10 protein-coding genes are annotated in these 16,409 nt (G+C 73.8%); 5 read left to right on the top strand and 5 right to left on the bottom strand.

The window, feature by feature from the left end:
* The first annotated feature begins 85 nt into the window (after positions 1 to 85).
* Positions 86 to 2,659, top strand: coding sequence for an aminopeptidase N (gene pepN / locus ACF061_RS03800; RefSeq protein ID WP_392265158.1), 2,574 nt, complete (start codon positions 86 to 88; stop codon positions 2,657 to 2,659).
* A gap of 271 nt (positions 2,660 to 2,930) precedes the next feature.
* Complete coding sequence (locus ACF061_RS03805) at positions 2,931 to 3,980, top strand: hypothetical protein (RefSeq protein WP_392265159.1); 1,050 nt, start codon at positions 2,931 to 2,933, stop codon at positions 3,978 to 3,980.
* An 88-nt stretch (positions 3,981 to 4,068) separates the two neighbouring features.
* On the opposite strand, the gene ACF061_RS03810 is transcribed toward ACF061_RS03805, so the two are convergent.
* Positions 4,069 to 4,524: an NUDIX hydrolase gene (locus ACF061_RS03810; protein WP_392265160.1), complete on the bottom strand. Its 456-nt coding sequence runs from the start codon at positions 4,522 to 4,524 to the stop codon at positions 4,069 to 4,071.
* Positions 4,525 to 5,154: 630 nt separating this feature from the next.
* Here ACF061_RS03810 and ACF061_RS03815 point away from each other — a divergent pair.
* The gene (locus tag ACF061_RS03815; RefSeq protein WP_392265161.1) at positions 5,155 to 8,457 is read left to right on the top strand and encodes a S8 family serine peptidase; all 3,303 of its coding nucleotides are present in this window, start codon (positions 5,155 to 5,157) and stop codon (positions 8,455 to 8,457) included.
* A gap of 94 nt (positions 8,458 to 8,551) precedes the next feature.
* Here ACF061_RS03815 and ACF061_RS03820 read toward each other — a convergent pair whose 3' ends face one another.
* On the bottom strand, positions 8,552 to 9,289 hold the full coding sequence (locus ACF061_RS03820) for a hypothetical protein (RefSeq protein ID WP_392265162.1): 738 nt from the start codon (positions 9,287 to 9,289) through the stop codon (positions 8,552 to 8,554).
* A gap of 1 nt (position 9,290) precedes the next feature.
* Complete coding sequence (locus tag ACF061_RS03825) at positions 9,291 to 9,827, bottom strand: RNA polymerase sigma factor (protein ID WP_392265163.1); 537 nt, start codon at positions 9,825 to 9,827, stop codon at positions 9,291 to 9,293.
* A gap of 356 nt (positions 9,828 to 10,183) precedes the next feature.
* Here ACF061_RS03825 and ACF061_RS03830 point away from each other — a divergent pair, with 356 nt between their 5' ends.
* Together ACF061_RS03830 and pepN (ACF061_RS03835) are read left to right on the top strand one after the other, a co-directional pair.
* The gene (locus tag ACF061_RS03830; protein ID WP_392265164.1) at positions 10,184 to 11,200 is read left to right on the top strand and encodes an aspartate-semialdehyde dehydrogenase; all 1,017 of its coding nucleotides are present in this window, start codon (positions 10,184 to 10,186) and stop codon (positions 11,198 to 11,200) included.
* Between the two features lie 171 nt (positions 11,201 to 11,371).
* Positions 11,372 to 13,957 carry an aminopeptidase N gene (gene pepN / locus ACF061_RS03835; RefSeq protein ID WP_392265165.1) on the top strand — a complete coding sequence of 862 codons (2,586 nt, stop codon included), beginning with the start codon at positions 11,372 to 11,374 and terminating at the stop codon, positions 13,955 to 13,957.
* 317 nt (positions 13,958 to 14,274) lie between these two features.
* Here pepN (ACF061_RS03835) and ACF061_RS03840 read toward each other — a convergent pair whose 3' ends face one another.
* Both ACF061_RS03840 and ACF061_RS03845 read right to left on the bottom strand, forming a co-directional pair.
* Positions 14,275 to 15,261, bottom strand: a complete 987-nt coding sequence (locus tag ACF061_RS03840) for a LysR family transcriptional regulator (protein ID WP_392265166.1) — start codon at positions 15,259 to 15,261, stop codon at positions 14,275 to 14,277.
* A 134-nt stretch (positions 15,262 to 15,395) separates the two neighbouring features.
* Complete coding sequence (locus tag ACF061_RS03845; RefSeq protein ID WP_392265167.1) at positions 15,396 to 16,316, bottom strand: DMT family transporter; 921 nt, start codon at positions 16,314 to 16,316, stop codon at positions 15,396 to 15,398.
* Positions 16,317 to 16,409: the final 93 nt, after the last annotated feature.

Here is a 16,409-nt window from a genome sequence, read left to right on the forward strand (position 1 = left end):
TTCCCGGCTGCCGCCCGTCAGGGGCGCATGGCAGGATCGGTGCTGTCCGCATTCTGAACAGACACGACACGAGGGAGTGCCGTCCGTGCCCGGTGAGAATCTGTCCCGCGACGAGGCCCGGGAGCGGGCCGCCCTGCTGTCCGTCGACGGATACGAGGTGTCCCTCGACGTGCGCTCGGCGGTCGGCGGGGAAGCGGGGGACGAGCCGCGCACCTTCCGCTCCGTCACCACCATCCGCTTCCGGTGCAGCGAACCCGGCGCGGCGAGCTTCGCCGACCTGGTCGCGCCCGCCGTCACGGCCGTCTCGCTCAACGGCAAGGACCTCGACCCCGGCGAGGTGTTCGACGGCTCCCGGATCCTCCTGGAGGACCTGGCCGCCGACAACGAACTGGTCGTCGACGCCCGGTGCGCCTACTCGCGCACCGGTGAGGGCCTGCACCGCTTCGTCGACCCCGAGGACGGCGAGGTCTACCTCTACACGCAGTACGAGCCGGCCGACTCCCGCCGGGTCTTCGCCACCTTCGAGCAGCCCGACCTCAAGGCCCCGTTCCGCTTCGAGGTGCGGGCGCCGCAGGACTGGACGGTGTGGAGCAACGGCGCGGGCGAGCTGCACGACGGGGTGTGGCGGTTCGCGGAGACGAAGCCGATCTCGACGTACATCACCTGTGTCGTGGCGGGGCCGTACCACTGGGTGACGGACACCTACGAGCGGGTGTTCGAGGACGGGACGCGGCTGGAGATCCCGCTGGGCGCGCTGTGCCGCAAGGGACTGGCGAAGCACTTCGACGCCGACGACGTCTTCCTGGTCACCAAGCAGGGCCTGGACTTCTTCCACGACCACTTCGACTATCCGTACCCGTTCGGCAAGTACGACCAGGCGTTCGTGCCGGAGTACAACCTGGGCGCGATGGAGAACCCGGGCCTGGTGACCCTGCGGGAGGAGTACATCTACCGCGGGAAGGTCACCCGGGCCTCGTACGAGAGGCGCGCCAACACCATCCTGCACGAGATGGCGCACATGTGGTTCGGCGACCTGGTCACCATGGAGTGGTGGGACGACCTGTGGCTTAAGGAGTCCTTCGCCGACTTCATGGGCGCCTCGGCGCTGGTCGGCGCGACCCGCTTCACCGACGGCTGGGTCACCTTCGCCAACCGCCGCAAGGCGTGGGCGTACCGTGCGGACCAGCTCCCCTCGACCCATCCGATCACCGCGGACATCCGCGACCTCCAGGACGCCAAGCTGAACTTCGACGGCATCACCTACACCAAGGGCGCCTCGGTGCTCAAGCAGTTGGTGGCGTACGTCGGCCAGGAGGCGTTCATGGAGGGCGCGCGCCGCTACTTCAAGCGGCACGCGTACGGCAACACCCGCCTGGGCGATCTGCTGACGGTGCTGGAGGAGACCAGCGGCCGGGACATGAGCGCGTGGTCCCGGGCCTGGCTGCAGACGGCCGGCGTCAACTCGCTGACCCCGCAGGTGCTGCTGGACGCCGAGGGCCGGATCGAGGAGCTCGCGGTGGTGCAGGAGGCCGCGGAGTCGCATCCCGAGCTGCGCCCGCACCGGGTGGCGGTGGGCCTGTACCGGCGCTCGCAGGTGGGTGCGCTCGAACGCTACGCGCGCGCCGAGGTGGACGTGGACGGCGCCCGCACGGTGGTGTCCGGGCTGGCCGGCCAGGACGCCCCGGAGCTGGTGCTGGTCAACGACGACGACCTCACCTTCTGCAAGATCCGCTTCGACGCGACCTCGCTGGCCACGCTGCGCGAGCACCTGGGCGCGCTGACCGACCCGCTGGCCCGCGCCCTGTGCTGGTCGGCGCTGTGGAACCTGACCCGGGACGCGCTGCTGCCGGCGCGCGAGTTCGTGGACCTGGTGCTGCGGTTCGCGGGCCGTGAGTCCGACATCGGCGTGCTGCAGATGCTGCACGCGTGGGCGGCCTCGGCGCTGGTGCACTACGCGGCGCCCGAGTGGCGCCGGACGGGCGAGCGGGCACTGGCCGAGGGCGCGCTGGCCGAGCTGCGGCAGGCCGGGCCGGGCAGCGAGCACCAGCTCGCATGGGCGCGGTTCTTCGCCACCGTGGCCTCGGCACCGGCCGATCTGGAGCTGCTGCGCGGCCTGCTGGACGGCACGGAGGAGCTCACCGGACTGGACGTCGACCAGGAGCTGCGCTGGGCGTTCCTGGAGCCGCTGGCGACGCACGGGGTGGCGGACGAGAAGGTGCTCGCCGACGAACTCGCCCGGGACGCCACCGCCTCCGGCGAGCGCCACCAGGTGCGCTGTCTGGCCGCGCGTCCGTCGGCCGCGGTGAAGGCGCGGGCCTGGGAGCAGGTGGTGGAGTCGGACACGCTGTCCAACGCGCTGGTGGGAGCGGTGATCGCGGGCTTCGGCCGGCCCTCGCAGCGGGAGCTGCTCGCGCCGTTCGCGCAGAAGTACTTCGCGGCGATCGAGCGGGTGTGGGACGAGCGGTCGATCCAGATCGGGATGGACGTGGTCGAGGGGCTGTTCCCCTCGTTGCAGGACTCGCCCAAGACGCTGGCGGCGACCGACGCCTGGCTCGCCGCGCACGAGCAGGCAGCGCCCGCGCTGCGCCGACTGGTGCTGGAGGCGCGGGACGACCTGGCGCGGGCGCTGCGCGGCCAGGAGTGCGACGCGCGCGCCTGAGCCGGCTCCGGCCGCCGTGCCCCACGGGGAACGGCGGCCTCCGCGGCGACGGCCGGCCCGGTACGGCCGGCCGGCCGGCGAGCCTCGGCTTTGGCCAAGGCTCAAGCGTGCTGTGACTGTTACAAGATGCCGCGTAACCCCTGGTCCGACCGGCACGGACCAGGGGTTTTCGGCATCCGAACACTCGTCCTTTAGTGCTGCCTTGTCCTGCTTTGTCGACGGACGTGTAACAGCGGTTAGCACGTGGCCCGAGTGCGGGAAATTTCCCGGCATGAACCACAACACTCCGCTCTCCCCCCGCCCCCTGAGCCACCTGGCCGAGCCGCACCGCCGGGTCCTGACCACCGCTCAGCTCCGCGCCCACGGCGTGTCGGCGGCCGAGACGAACGAGCAGTGCCGTGCCGGCGGGCCCTGGCAGCAGTTCCTGCCGGGCGTGTTCCTCCTCCACCCGGGCCCGCCGACCAGCGAGGAGCGGCTGCGCGCGGTGCTCATGTACGCCGCGCGCGGACCGGTGCCCCGGACGGCGCAGGCGGTGCCGGCGCAGCCGACCGCCCAGCAGCCGCACCGGCCGGTGCCCGCGGAGGTGATGATCACCGGGCTGGCCGCACTCACCCTGCACGGCTTCGCCGCCGCGCCCGCGCTGCCGGCGCTGGAGAAGATCGACGTCCTGGTGCCCCGGCTGCGCCGGCTGCGTTCGGCGGGCTGCGCCCGGATCAGGCGGACGGCCGAGCTGCCGGTGCCCGAGGCGGTCACGGGCCTGCCGGTGGCGCCGGTGCCGCGCGCCCTGGCGGACGCGGTCGCCGACCTGACCGATCCGGTCGAGGTGCAGCGGCTGCTGACCGAGGCGGTGCGCGGCGGCCACTGCGAACCGGCCGCGGTGGTCCGGGAACTGTCCGCGGCGCGGCTGCTGAACCGGCCGCACGTGGTGGACGCGGTGGACTCGCTGCTGGCCGAGGGCCGGGCGATCGCCGAGGGCCGGCTGTACCGGATGGTCGAGGAACACGGCCTGCCCGACCCGGTGTGGAACGTGGACCTGCGGCTGCCGGGCGGCCCTCACCTGGGCGGCCTGGACGCGTACTGGCCCCAGGAGGCGGTCGCGCTGGAGCTGGACACCCGCGCGCCCCGCCAGAACGACGACGCGCTGTGGTCGGAGTACGCCCGCAAGCGCGAACTCCTGGAGCGGCTGGGCATCACGGTCGTCCACGTCACCCCCAGGAAGCTCCGCGACGCGCCGGCGCAGCAGGCGACGGTGGTGCGCACCGCGCTGATGGCGGCCGCCGACCGCGATCCGGCCGTGTACGTCGTGGTGCTGCCCCGGTAGTGGGGCGCCGCGGAGGAGCCCAGGGCGCCGGGAGGGGTGTCGCGAGGACGTCCGCCGAGGCCGCTCGCCCACGGGCCGGCCCCGGCCGCTACGCCTCCCCCACCACCCGGCCGGCCTCCGGGCGCTCGCGCCACAGCCGCAGCCCCACGTCGACCAGCCCGACCCGCTGGAGCTCCGGCACCGCCTCCAGCGGGTGCCAGGCCGCCATGTCGGTCGAGCCGTTCGTCTCGTTGCGCAGCTCGCCGCCGGTGACCCGGCCCTCGTAGACGATGCGCAGGCCGTGGAAGTCGGCGTGCGAGCCGAGGGGACGCGGATAGCTGCGCCGGATGGAGTCGAGGCCGAGCAGGGCCACCGGCTCGACGGTGTAGCCGGTCTCCTCCTCCGCCTCGCGGACGACGGTGTCGTAGGGGTCCTCGCCGTGCTCCATGCCGCCGCCGGGCAACGTCCACCGGCGCGCGCCGTCCCGCGCGACCCAGCGCGCCAGCAGCATCCGTCCGTCCCGCACACACACGGCGTAGGCCGCCACCCGCAACTCCTCACGCATGAGGAGACGTTACGGCAGCACGCGGCCGGCCGCCGAATGTTCGGGCGGAGCCCGGCGCAGCGGCGCCGCGTCCGGCGTCCGGGCCGCCTACCGGCCGTGGAGCGCGCCCGGCGCTCCCCCGCCCCCCGGGGCGCGGGGCCCTGGCGCCCCTTCGGCCGCGCCCGGCTCCCCCTGGCTCGCCCGGACTTCCCTGACTCCCCTGGCTTCCCCGGCTCGTCCGGCTCCCCGTACTCCTCCGACTCCTCCGGCTCGCCGCCCGGGACCGCCCCGGACCGGTCGCCGCCGTCCCCGGCCGGATCCGCTCCCGCGTCCACGAGCCGTGCTTCCGCCGCCTCCACGGCGCCTCGCGTGGCGGTAGGCGCCGGGCCACCTGCGGCAACCGTGCGAAGGCGGCCCGCCACCGCGCGCGGTCACGCTCCCGGGACATGGGGCCCTACAGGATGGTTCAGACGGGTATGTGCCCGGTGGCGTATGGCGGAAGTACGCCATGGGTCCATCCCGCCAGAGTCAACTCTCCACAAACATCTTCCCCTTGGGTAAAGCTGAGCGATCGTCCGGCTCCGAAATCCGGACGGCTGCGATCGGACCCGATCGCAACTCGCCTGGTTCCTTTACCTGCAAGGGATGCCGATGACCTCCGACTCCCAGCGCGCCCCGGGCGCGAGACGCCTGGCCCGCACGGCCGTGGCCGCCGGCGTGGTGGCCGCGCTCTGCGCGGCCGGGCCGATACCCCTGGCCGTCGCCGCGCAGGGCGACGGCCCCGCGCCGTCCGACCCGGCCGTCAAGTCGGCGAGCGCCAAGCTCGGTCCGGACGACGCCGACCTGCTGGCCACCGCCAAGGCCGACGGCGCCAAGAACGTCACGATGATGATCGCCACCGCGCCGGGGCAGACCGAGCAGGTCGCCGAGCAGCTGAACGCGGTCGAGGGCGGCTCGGTGGGCCGCGCCTACGACCGGCTCGGCTACGTCCGCGCCACCGTGCCGACCGCGAAGGCGGACTCGGCGATCGCCGCCGCCGAGAAGCTGTCCTCCGTGCACGCCATCGACCTGCGGCAGGAGATCCGGCTCGACGACCCGACGCCGGCCGGGGACACGGCGAAGGGCGCGGCCGGCAAGGGCACCGCCTCCTACCCCGCCCCGGGGCGCACCACCCCCGCCGAGAACCCGTACAACCCGTCCTTCGAGACGGGCGCCGTCGACTTCGTGAAGAAGGACCCGAAGGCGGACGGCCGGGGCGTCACCATCGGCATCCTCGACTCCGGCGTGGACCTCGGCCACCCGGCGCTGCAGAAGACCACCACCGGCGAGCGCAAGATCGTCGACTGGGTGACCGCCACCGACCCGATCGTCGACGGCGACGCCACCTGGCGCCCGATGGTCTCCGCGGTCTCCGGGCCGCGCTTCGGCTACGACGGCCAGTCCTGGACCGCCCCGGCGGGCTCGTACCAGATCAGCACCTTCAAGGAGTCCTCGACCGCCGGCGGCGACGCCAAGGGCGACGCCAACCGCGACGGCGACACCACCGACTCCTGGGGCCTCCTCTACGACCCGGCGGCCGGCACCGTCCGCGTCGACCTGAACAACAACCACGACTTCACCGACGACGAGCCGATGAAGCCGTACAAGGACGGCTTCCAGGTCGGGTACTTCGGCACCGACGACCCGAAGACCGACGTCGCCGAACGGCAGCCGTTCGTCGTGCAGATCCGCAAGGACGTGCCGATGGACCCCTACGGCGGGTCCTGGGTCGGCAAGAAGGCCGACTTCGTCAACATCGGCGTCATCGAGTCCGAGCACGGCACCCACGTCGCCGGCATCACCGCCGCCAACGGCCTGTTCGGCGGGCGGATGAACGGCGCGGCCCCCGGCGCGAAGATCGTCTCCTCGCGCGCCTGCACCTGGACCGGCGGCTGCACCAACGTCGCGCTCACCGAGGGCATGATCGACCTGGTCGTGAACCGGGGCGTCGACATCGTCAACATGTCCATCGGCGGTCTGCCCGCGCTCAACGACGGCAACAACGCGCGCGCCGAGCTCTACACGCGTCTCATCGACACCTACGGCGTCCAGCTGGTGATCTCCGCGGGCAACTCCGGCCCCGGCGTCAACACCATCGGCGACCCCGGCCTGGCCGACAAGGTGATCTCGGTCGGCGCCTCCATCTCCAAGGAGACCTGGGCCGCGAACTACGGCTCCGGCGTGAAGACCGCGTACGCGATGATGCCGTTCTCCTCGCGCGGCCCGCGTGAGGACGGCGGCTTCACGCCGACGCTGACCGCGCCCGGCGCCGCGATCAACACCACCCAGACCTGGCTGCCCGGCTCCCCGGTCCCCGAGGCGGGCTACTCCCTGCCGGCCGGCTACTCGATGCTCCAGGGCACCTCGATGGCCTCCCCGCAGGCGGCCGGCGCCTCGGCGCTGCTGCTGAGCGCCGCCAAGCAGAAGGGCATCGACCTCACCCCGGCGGTCCTGCGCACGGCGCTCACCTCCACCGCCGACCACATCAAGGGCGCGCAGGCCTACGAGGAGGGCGCGGGCCTGATCAACGTCGTGGACGCCTGGAAGGCGATCCGCAAGGGCGCCCACGCCGAGGACTACACCGTCAAGGCGCCGGTCGACACCGCGATCGACGACGCCCTGAAGACCCCCGGCTTCGGCACCGGCCTGTACGACCGCGAGGGCGGCCTGAAGGCGGGCGGAAGCAGGACGTACGACATCACCCTCACCCGCACCTCCGGCCCGGACCGGGCGGTCCGGCACGAGCTGCACTTCGAGAACGACGCGGACGGCACCTTCCAGGTCGTCGGCTCCGACGAGGTGAAACTGCCGCTGAACCGGCCGGTGACCGTCAAGGTGCGGGCCAAGGCGAAGTCCGCCGGCATCAAGAGCGCGATCCTCGAGCTCGACGACCCGGCGACCGAGGGCGTCGACAAGCAGATCCTCACCACGGTCGTTGTCTCCGCCCCGGTGAAGTACACGTACGCGGCCTCCGGCAGCGTGCAGCGCAACAGCACCCGGTCGTACTTCCTCACCGTGCCCGAGGGCGCCAAGTCCCTCGAGGTGGCGATCGGCGGGCTCGGGAACGGCAGCCAGACCCGGTTCATCGCCATCCACCCGTACGGCGTCCCGGTCGACAACACCTCGACCCCGTACTGCTACAACAACTACCTCGACGGCAACGGCTGCCGGCCCGACGTGCGGTCCTACGCCGACCCGCAGCCGGGCGTGTGGGAGGTCGAGGTCGAGGCGCGCCGCACCTCGCCGCTCCTGGACAACCCCTACGCGCTGGACGTCACCGTGCTCGGCGCGGCCTTCGACCCGGCGACCGTGACCGTGCCCGAGGCCAGGGCCGGCGTCCCGGCCACCGCCTCCTGGAAGGTGACCGACAACTACGCGGCCCTGGACGGCAGGCTCGTCGGCGGCCCGCTCGGCTCCGCCAAGTCGGCCCGGCCCACCATCGCGGCCGGTGCGAAGCAGACCACGACGGTGACCGTGCCCGAGGGCGCCAAGTCGCTGGACGTGGCCATCGGAGGCGTCTCGGACAAGTCCGCCGACCTGGACCTGAAGGTGTACGACGCCGCCGGCAAGCAGGTCGCGCAGTCCGCCGACGGCGACTCGGAGGAGGCGGTCTCCATCGCCGCTCCGGCCGCCGGCACCTACACCGTCGAGGTCGCCGCCTACTCGGTGCCGTCCGGATCGACGGCGTACGACTACCGGGACGTGTTCTTCTCCGCCGCGCTCGGCACCGTCACGGTCGACGCCGCGACGCCGGTGAAGCTGGGCACGGGCGACTCCGCCACGGTGACCGGGACGGTCACCGCGGCCGCCGCCGCGCCCGAGGGACGCGAGTTCTTCGGGCAGGTGCAGCTGGTGAACGCGCGCGGCACGGTCGCGGGCCTCGGCAGCGTGCGGATCGAGAAGGTGGTGCCGTAGCGCCCGGCGCGTCACCGGCCGGCTGATCCGCCGGCCGGGTGACCGGGTCGCACGGCGACGGGGGCGGGCGTCCGGACGGGCGCCCGCCCCTCGGTCATTCCCCGCAGGTCACGGAGCGGGACAGGGGCAGGGCGCGGGTGATCCGGTCCCGTTCCGGTGCGATCCGCCGCTCCCCGACGAGCCAGGCGTCGGCCTCGTCGGCGTGGCGCGGGAGCCCGACGAGCACATGGGCGCCCGGGGCGAGGTCCAGCGGCTCGGCCAGGGTGAAGGCGACCTCCCCCCGCCGCGTCCCGGGTCCGTAGGACCGGGTCACGCGCAGGGTGACCCGCTGACGTCCGGCCTCCGGCTCCGGCGTCACCCGCGTCACATCGCCCTCGACGACGAGCCGGGCGCAGGCGAGGTACCGGGGGTCGCCGAACGGGGAGCCCGCCGCCGCCTTCCCGGAGCTCGCCCGGTCCGCGGCGCCGGCCCCGCCGTCGCCCATGCCGCCCTGGGCCGTGAGCCGGCCCAGCCCCAGCACGGCGGAGGCGACGCAGGCGGCGGCCAGCCCGCCGAGCGCGACGGCCCGCACCCGACGCCCCCGCCCCCGTGGGCGGCCGGCGCCCGGCGGCGTCGCCGGGGAGGCGGCCGGGGCCGCCGCCCCCGGCTCCGGCTCCGGCCGCGCGAGCGCGTCGGCGACCAGCGTGAGCTGCCGCCGCAGCGTGGCGAGGTCGGCGCGGGCCGCGCGGTACTCGGCCAGGTCCTCGGCGCCCGCGGAACGCGGCAGCGGCTCGTCCAGGATCGCCGCCAGCAGCGGGTCGACGCCGTCGTGGGACTCGCGTTCGGCCGCCACCTCACACCACCTCGTTCTCGTGCAGCCGGGCCCGCAGGGCGCGGACGGCGGTGTGCAGCCGGCTCTTGACCGTGCCCTCCGGGACGCCGAGCTGCTCGGCGATCTCCCGGACGGGCAGGTCGGCGTAGAAGCGCAGGACGAGGACCTGGCGCTGGGCGCCGGGCAGTTCGTCCAGGCCCTGGGCGACGGCGAGGGACAGCAGCCGGGTGTCCTCGCCCGCCGCGGCGTGCTCGGGCGAGCGCAGGGCGGCGAGGCGCTCCCCGAGCCGGTCCCGGCGGCGCTGGGCGCGGTGCCAGTCCATGGCGAGGTTGGAGGCGACCACCGCGGCCCACGCGGAGACGTCCCGCGGCGCCTCCCGGCCGCTCGCCGCCCGCTCCAGCAGCCGCAGCCGGACCTGCTGCACCCCGTCCGGCAGGTCCGCCTGCGGCACGCCGCCGAGCGCGAGCACCGCCCGCACCCGGCGTTCCTGGGCCGCGTCCAGCGGATCGTCGCCACCCCGGCCCGTCTCCCGGCCCCGGCGCGCCCTTCTGCGCAGCACAAGCCCTCCCCTCCCCGCGTCAGTCCTACGACGCCGCCGCCGGGCGAAACGTTCGGCACGGCTCGCCGGAATTTCCCGGCGCCGGTCAGAGGCGTACGTCACACCGCCGTATGGGCCGGGAACACCGCGGGCAGGCACCCAGCAGCACAGCTTGCGGCACGGGGGCCTCACCGGGCGGATTTTTGCAGCTCGACCCGGGTGCGCGCGGCGGTTCCGCAGCCGCCGCCCGGCCGGGTCCGTCCCACTCCCCGGGCGCCGCGCGCAAAGAATTGGACAGGTGGACCGGGGTCGGCCGCATGATGGAAAGGCCTCGGCCGAGTACATACGTACGCACAGCACACCTAGAGGGAGACACCGTGAGGGTCGGAATCGTCGGAGCCACCGGTCAGGTCGGCACGGTCATGCGCAGGATCCTCACGGAGCGCGACTTCCCGGTCACCGAGCTGCGCCTGTTCGCCTCGGCGCGTTCCGCGGGGACGGTCCTGGACGGCGTGACGGTGGAGGACGCGTCGACGGCCGACTACACCGGCCTGGACATCGTGCTGTTCTCGGCGGGCGGCGCGACCTCGAAGGCGCTGGCCGAGAAGGTCGCCTCGCAGGGCGCCGTGGTGATCGACAACTCCTCGGCCTGGCGACGGGACCCGGACGTGCCGCTGGTGGTGTCCGAGGTGAACCCGCACGCGATCGCCGACCGGCCCAAGGGCATCATCGCCAACCCGAACTGCACCACGATGGCCGCCATGCCGGTGCTCAAGCCGCTGCACGAGGAGGCCGGGCTCCAGGCCCTGGTCGTCGCGACCTACCAGGCGGTGTCGGGCTCGGGTCTGGCGGGCGTGGCGGAGCTGCACGGCCAGACGCAGAAGACGGTCGCGGAGGCCGACCGGCTGACCCACGACGGCGCGGCGGTGGACTTCCCCGAGCCGGCCGTCTACAAGCGCCCGATCGCGTTCAACGTGGTGCCGCTGGCGGGCAACCTCGTCGACGACGGCCTGAACGAGACCGACGAGGAGCAGAAGCTCCGCAACGAGTCGCGCAAGATCCTCGAGATCCCGGAGCTGAAGGTCTCCGGCACCTGTGTGCGCGTCCCGGTCTTCTCCGGCCACTCCCTCCAGATCAACGCCCGTTTCGCGCGTCCGATCAGCGTCGAGCGCGCCACCGAGCTGCTGGCCGGCGCCCCCGGCGTCGCCCTCTCCGACATCCCGACGCCCCTCCAGGCGGCCGGCCAGGACCCGTCCTACGTGGGCCGCATCCGTCCCGACGAGACGGTGGACAACGGTCTGGCCCTGTTCGTCTCCAACGACAACCTGCGCAAGGGCGCGGCCCTGAACGCGGTGCAGATCGCGGAGCTGGTCGCGGCCGAGCTGAGCGCGTAGGCACGCCGCCGGGCCCCGCCGTCCACCGCGGGGCGGGCCCCGCGGCACCGGGTGGGACCCGTACGGGTCATCGCGGCGGGCGGGCGGTCACCGACAGTCGGTGACCGCCCGCCCGCATGCGGTGCGACGTGGAAGGATGACCGCACCCACACATCACGAGGAGATGACCGCGTGCCTGGCACAAACCTGACTCGCGAAGAGGCGCAGCAGCGGGCGAAGCTGCTCACCGTTGACTCGTACGAGATCGATCTCGACCTCTCCGGCGCGCAGGAGGGCGGCACCTACCGGTCCGTGACCACGGTGCGCTTCGACGTCGCGGAGGACGGCGCCGCCTCCTTCGTCGACCTGATCGCCCCGGCCGTGCACGAGGTGACGCTCAACGGCGACACGCTCGATCCGGCCGAGGTCTTCGAGGACTCCCGGATCGCCCTGCCGGGCCTGCTCCAGGGGCGCAACATCCTGCGCGTCGTCGCCGACTGCGCGTACACCAACACCGGCGAGGGCCTGCACCGCTTCGTCGACCCGGTCGACGACCAGGCGTACCTCTACACGCAGTTCGAGGTCCCGGACGCCCGCCGGGTCTTCGCCTCCTTCGAGCAGCCGGACCTGAAGGCCACCTTCCAGTTCACCGTGAAGGCGCCCGAGGGCTGGACCGTCGTGTCCAACTCGCCGACCCCCGAACCCCAGGACAACGTCTGGGTGTTCGAGCCGACGCCGCGCATCTCGTCGTACATCACGGCGCTGATCGTCGGGCCGTACCACAGCGTGCACAGCGTGTACGAGAAGGACGGGCAGTCCGTCCCGCTCGGCATCTACTGCCGGCCCTCGCTCGCCGAGTTCCTCGACGCGGAGGCGATCTTCGAGGTCACCCGGCAGGGCTTCGACTGGTTCCAGGAGAAGTTCGACTACGCCTACCCGTTCGCCAAGTACGACCAGCTCTTCGTGCCCGAGTTCAACGCGGGCGCGATGGAGAACGCGGGCGCCGTCACCATCCGCGACCAGTACGTCTTCCGGTCCAAGGTGACCGACGCGGCGTACGAGGTGCGGGCCGAGACCATCCTGCACGAGCTGGCCCACATGTGGTTCGGCGACCTGGTCACCATGGAGTGGTGGAACGACCTGTGGCTGAACGAGTCGTTCGCCACCTACACCTCCATCGCCTGCCAGGCGCACGCCCCCGGCTCGCGCTGGCCGCACTCATGGACCACGTTCGCCAACTCCATGAAGACGTGGGCGTACCGGCAGGACCAGCTCCCGTCGACCCACCCGATCATGGCGGAGATCAACGACCTGGACGACGTGCTCGTCAACTTCGACGGCATCACCTACGCCAAGGGCGCCAGCGTGCTCAAGCAGCTGGTGGCGTACGTCGGCATGGACGAGTTCTTCCGGGGCGTGCAGGCGTACTTCAAGCGGCACGCCTTCGGCAACACCCGCCTGAGCGACCTGCTGGGCGCGCTGGAGGAGACCTCCGGCCGCGACCTGAAGACCTGGTCGAAGAAGTGGCTGGAGACGGCGGGCATCAACGTCCTGCGCCCGCGGATCGAGACCGACGCCGAGGGCGTCATCACCTCCTTCGCCGTCCGCCAGGAGGCCCCTGCGCTCCCGGCCGGCGCCAAGGGCGAGCCGGTGCTGCGCCCGCACCGCATCGCGATCGGCCTGTACGACCTCGACGAGGCGAGCGGCAAGCTGGTGCGCGCCGCGGACGGCCGGATCGAACTGGACGTGGACGGCGAGCTGACCGCCGTGCCGCAGCTGACCGGCCGGCGCCGCCCGGCGGTCGTCCTGCTCAACGACGACGACCTGTCGTACGCCAAGGTCCGCCTGGACGAGCAGTCGCTGGCCTTCGTCACCGAGCACCTGGGCGACTTCGAGTCGTCGCTGCCGCGCGCCCTGTGCTGGGCGTCGGCCTGGGACATGACCCGGGACGGGGAGCTGGCGACCCGCGACTACCTGTCGCTGGTGCTGTCGGGGATCGGCAAGGAGTCCGACATCGGCGTGGTGCAGTCGCTGCACCGCCAGGTGAAGCTGGCCCTCGACCTGTACGCCGACCCGGCCGCCCGCGACGCCCTCCTCACCCGCTGGACCGACGCCACCCTGGCGCACCTGCGCTCCGCCGAGGCGGGCAGCGACCACCAGCTGGCGTGGGCCCGCGCCTTCGCCGCCACGGCGCGCACACCGGAGCAGCTCGACCTGCTGAACGCGCTCCTGGAGGGCTCCGAGACCATCGAGGGCCTGGCCGTCGACACGGAGCTGCGCTGGGCGTTCGTGCAGCGGCTCGCGGCGGTCGGCCGGTTCGACGAGGCGGAGATCGAGGCCGAGTACGAGCGGGACAGGACCGCGGCCGGCGAGCGGCACGCGGCCACCGCCCGCGCCGCCCGTCCGACCGAGGAGGCCAAGGCGGAGGCCTGGGCGTCGGTCGTCGACTCCGACAAGCTGCCGAACGCCGTCCAGGAGGCGGTCATCGGCGGCTTCGTCCAGACCGACCAGCGCGAGCTGCTGGCGCAGTACACCGACCGGTACTTCGAGGTGGTCAAGGGCGTCTGGGACGCCCGCTCGCACGAGATCGCCCAGCAGATCGCGGTCGGCCTGTACCCGGCGGTGCAGGTCTCGCAGGACACCCTGCGCAAGACCGACGAGTGGCTGGCCTCCGCGCAGCCGAACGCGGCCCTGCGCCGACTGGTCTCGGAGGCCCGCGCGGGCGTGGAGCGCTCGCTGAAGGCCCAGGCGGCGGACGCCGCGGCCCAGTCCCTGTAGGCGGCGGCACGGCGAGGGGCGCCCGGCGCGATACGGCCGGGCGCCCCTCGCCGCACCCGCGCTCCGGTACTTGGCGCCCGTGCCCGGCCCCGGGGTCCGTATCCGGCCCCGGAGCCCGTGCTCGTTCCCGGCGTTCGCGCACTCCCCGGCGCCCGTGCTCGTCCCGCCCCCGTACTCGCCCCCGGCGCCCGTGCTCGTCCCGCCCCCGGCGCCCGTGCTCGTCCCGCCGCCGTACTCGCCCCCGGCGCCCGGACCCGTACTCGATCCCGCGCGCCCGCCCCGCGCTCGCTCCGGCGCTCGTCCGTGCCCGCGCGCTCTCAGGCCGTGGGCTGGTGCGGCTTCCGGGGCCTGTGGGGACCTTGGGGCCGGCGGGACTCCTCCTGTTCAGCCTGACCGTCATGGCAGGAGAGGCCGGCGGCCACGGTCCGCAGGGCCGTCAGCACCCTCTCCAGCGCGGGCGCGCCCGCCGCGCCCCTGCGTACGGCCGCGATCACGTGCCGGTGCGGCCGGTCCTCGGTCAGGGCGCGCATCACCACGCCGTCCCTGCGCTCGGCCGCCATGCGCGGGACCAGCGCCACGCCCATTCCCGCCTCCACCATCGCCAGGATCGCCGTCCACCCGGCCGCCGAATGCCCCTGGCGCGGGCTGAAGCCGGCCGCCTCGCAGGCCGCACGCGTGATGTCCGACCAGGGCCCGCTCCCGCCGAAGATCCACTCCTCCTCCGCGAGATCGGCGAGCCGCACCCGGGGCGCCGAGGCCAGCGCGTGGTCCGGCGGCAGGGCGACGTCGAGCGGGTCGGCGAGCAGCGGCGCCCGTGTGAAGCCGGGGTCCACCGCGCCGGGCGCGTGCGCGGCCAGCGACAGCGCGAGGTCCACCTCTCCGGCGGCCAGCAGTCGGTACGCCTCGCCCGCCTCCGCCTCCCGGACCCGCACGGAGACTCCCGGATGGGTGCCGCGCAGCGCGCGGACGGCCGGGACGACCAGCGCGGGCACCGCGGTCGAGAAGGCCGCGACCCGTACCTCGCCCGCCTCGCCGTGCACATAGGCGGCCAGCTCGGCGTCCGCTCGCTCCAACTGCTCGTGCACCGCCTCGGCGTGCCGGAGCACGAGCCGGGCCGCGCCGGTGAGCCGCACGCGGCGGCCCTGCGGCTCCAGGAGGGCGACGCCCAGTTGCCGGGCGAGGTTGGCGAGCTGCTGGGAGACCGCGGAGGGCGTCATGCACAGGGCCTCGGCGGTGGCGGTGACGGTCCCCCGCTCGTCCAGGACGCGCAGGATCCTCAGCTTCCTCAGGTCCCACTCGGCCATGCGGTCACGCTACCGGAACCGGTGCGGCCTCCACCGCCGGTGACGGCCGGGCCGGCCGTGCCCCGCTCCGGGCGCCCTCCCCCCGCCCCGCGGTCCTCGCGCGCCGGCCCGGCCCGGGGCAGCCCGTCCGGCCGTCACCGGCGGGAGGCGGTGCTCAGCACGACTCCGCCCAGGATCAGGGCCATGGACAGCAGGCCGAGCCGGCCGACCGCCTCGCCGAGCAGCAGCCAGGAGAGCAGGGCCACGCAGACCGGCTGGAGGTAGTAGACGGCTCCGGCGCGGGTGGGGCCGACGAGGGCGATCGCCCGGTTCCAGGCGAAGAAGGCGACGGCGGAGGAGAGCACGCCGACGTAGAGCAGGGGCAGCACCGTGCCGGGGGTCGGCTCGAAACCTCCCTGGACGGCGAGGCTCACGCCCTGCGCGGGCAGGAGCAGCACGGCGCCGACCAGGAAGGTGGTGAACAGGAAGCCGGCGCCGCCGAGTTCGGCGGGGCGGCGGCGCAGCAGAGCGCTGTAGGAGCCGAAGCAGCAGGCCGCGACGATCATCCACAGGTCCCCGGCCGTGAACGAGGCGCTCCCGCCGCCGCCCACCAGCAGCAGCACGCCCGCGCAGGCGATCAGCAGTCCCACGACCCGGCGCGCGCCGAGCCGTACGCCGCCCGCCCGTTCGAGGACCGCCATCAGCACCGGCGAGGCGGCCATGATCATGCCCATGTTGGCGGCCGGGGTGGTCAGCCCGGCCTGGTTGACCAGGGTGTTGTAGACGGTGACGCCGAGGAGGGAGACCAGCAGTACGTAGCCGAGGTGACGGCGGACCGCCTTCCGCTGCCGCCAGGCCGCGCGGGCGCCGAACGGCGCGAGGGCGGCCAGCGCCACCACCCAGCGCCAGAACGCGTGCTGTACGGGCGGCACGCTGTCGTGCAGCGCGCGGGAGGTGACGAAGCTGCCGGCCCAGACGACCGTGGCGAGGGCGGCGAGCGCGAGCCCCAGGGCGGTCGCCCTCGGGGCGGCGGTGGTGGGCGCGGGCTCGGTGGTCCGGTTCAGGACGGCGGCCACGTAGCTCCTTTCGCCGCGCGACGGGCGTGCGTCGGCGGGTGACGTCGAGGGGGACGACATCACCGTCGCAGCGACCGACCCGTCAGGTCCATC

The sequence above is a fragment of the Streptomyces sp. NPDC015220 genome, from assembly GCF_043079345.1.
In the GTDB taxonomy this organism is placed as follows: Bacteria; Actinomycetota; Actinomycetes; order Streptomycetales; family Streptomycetaceae; genus Streptomyces.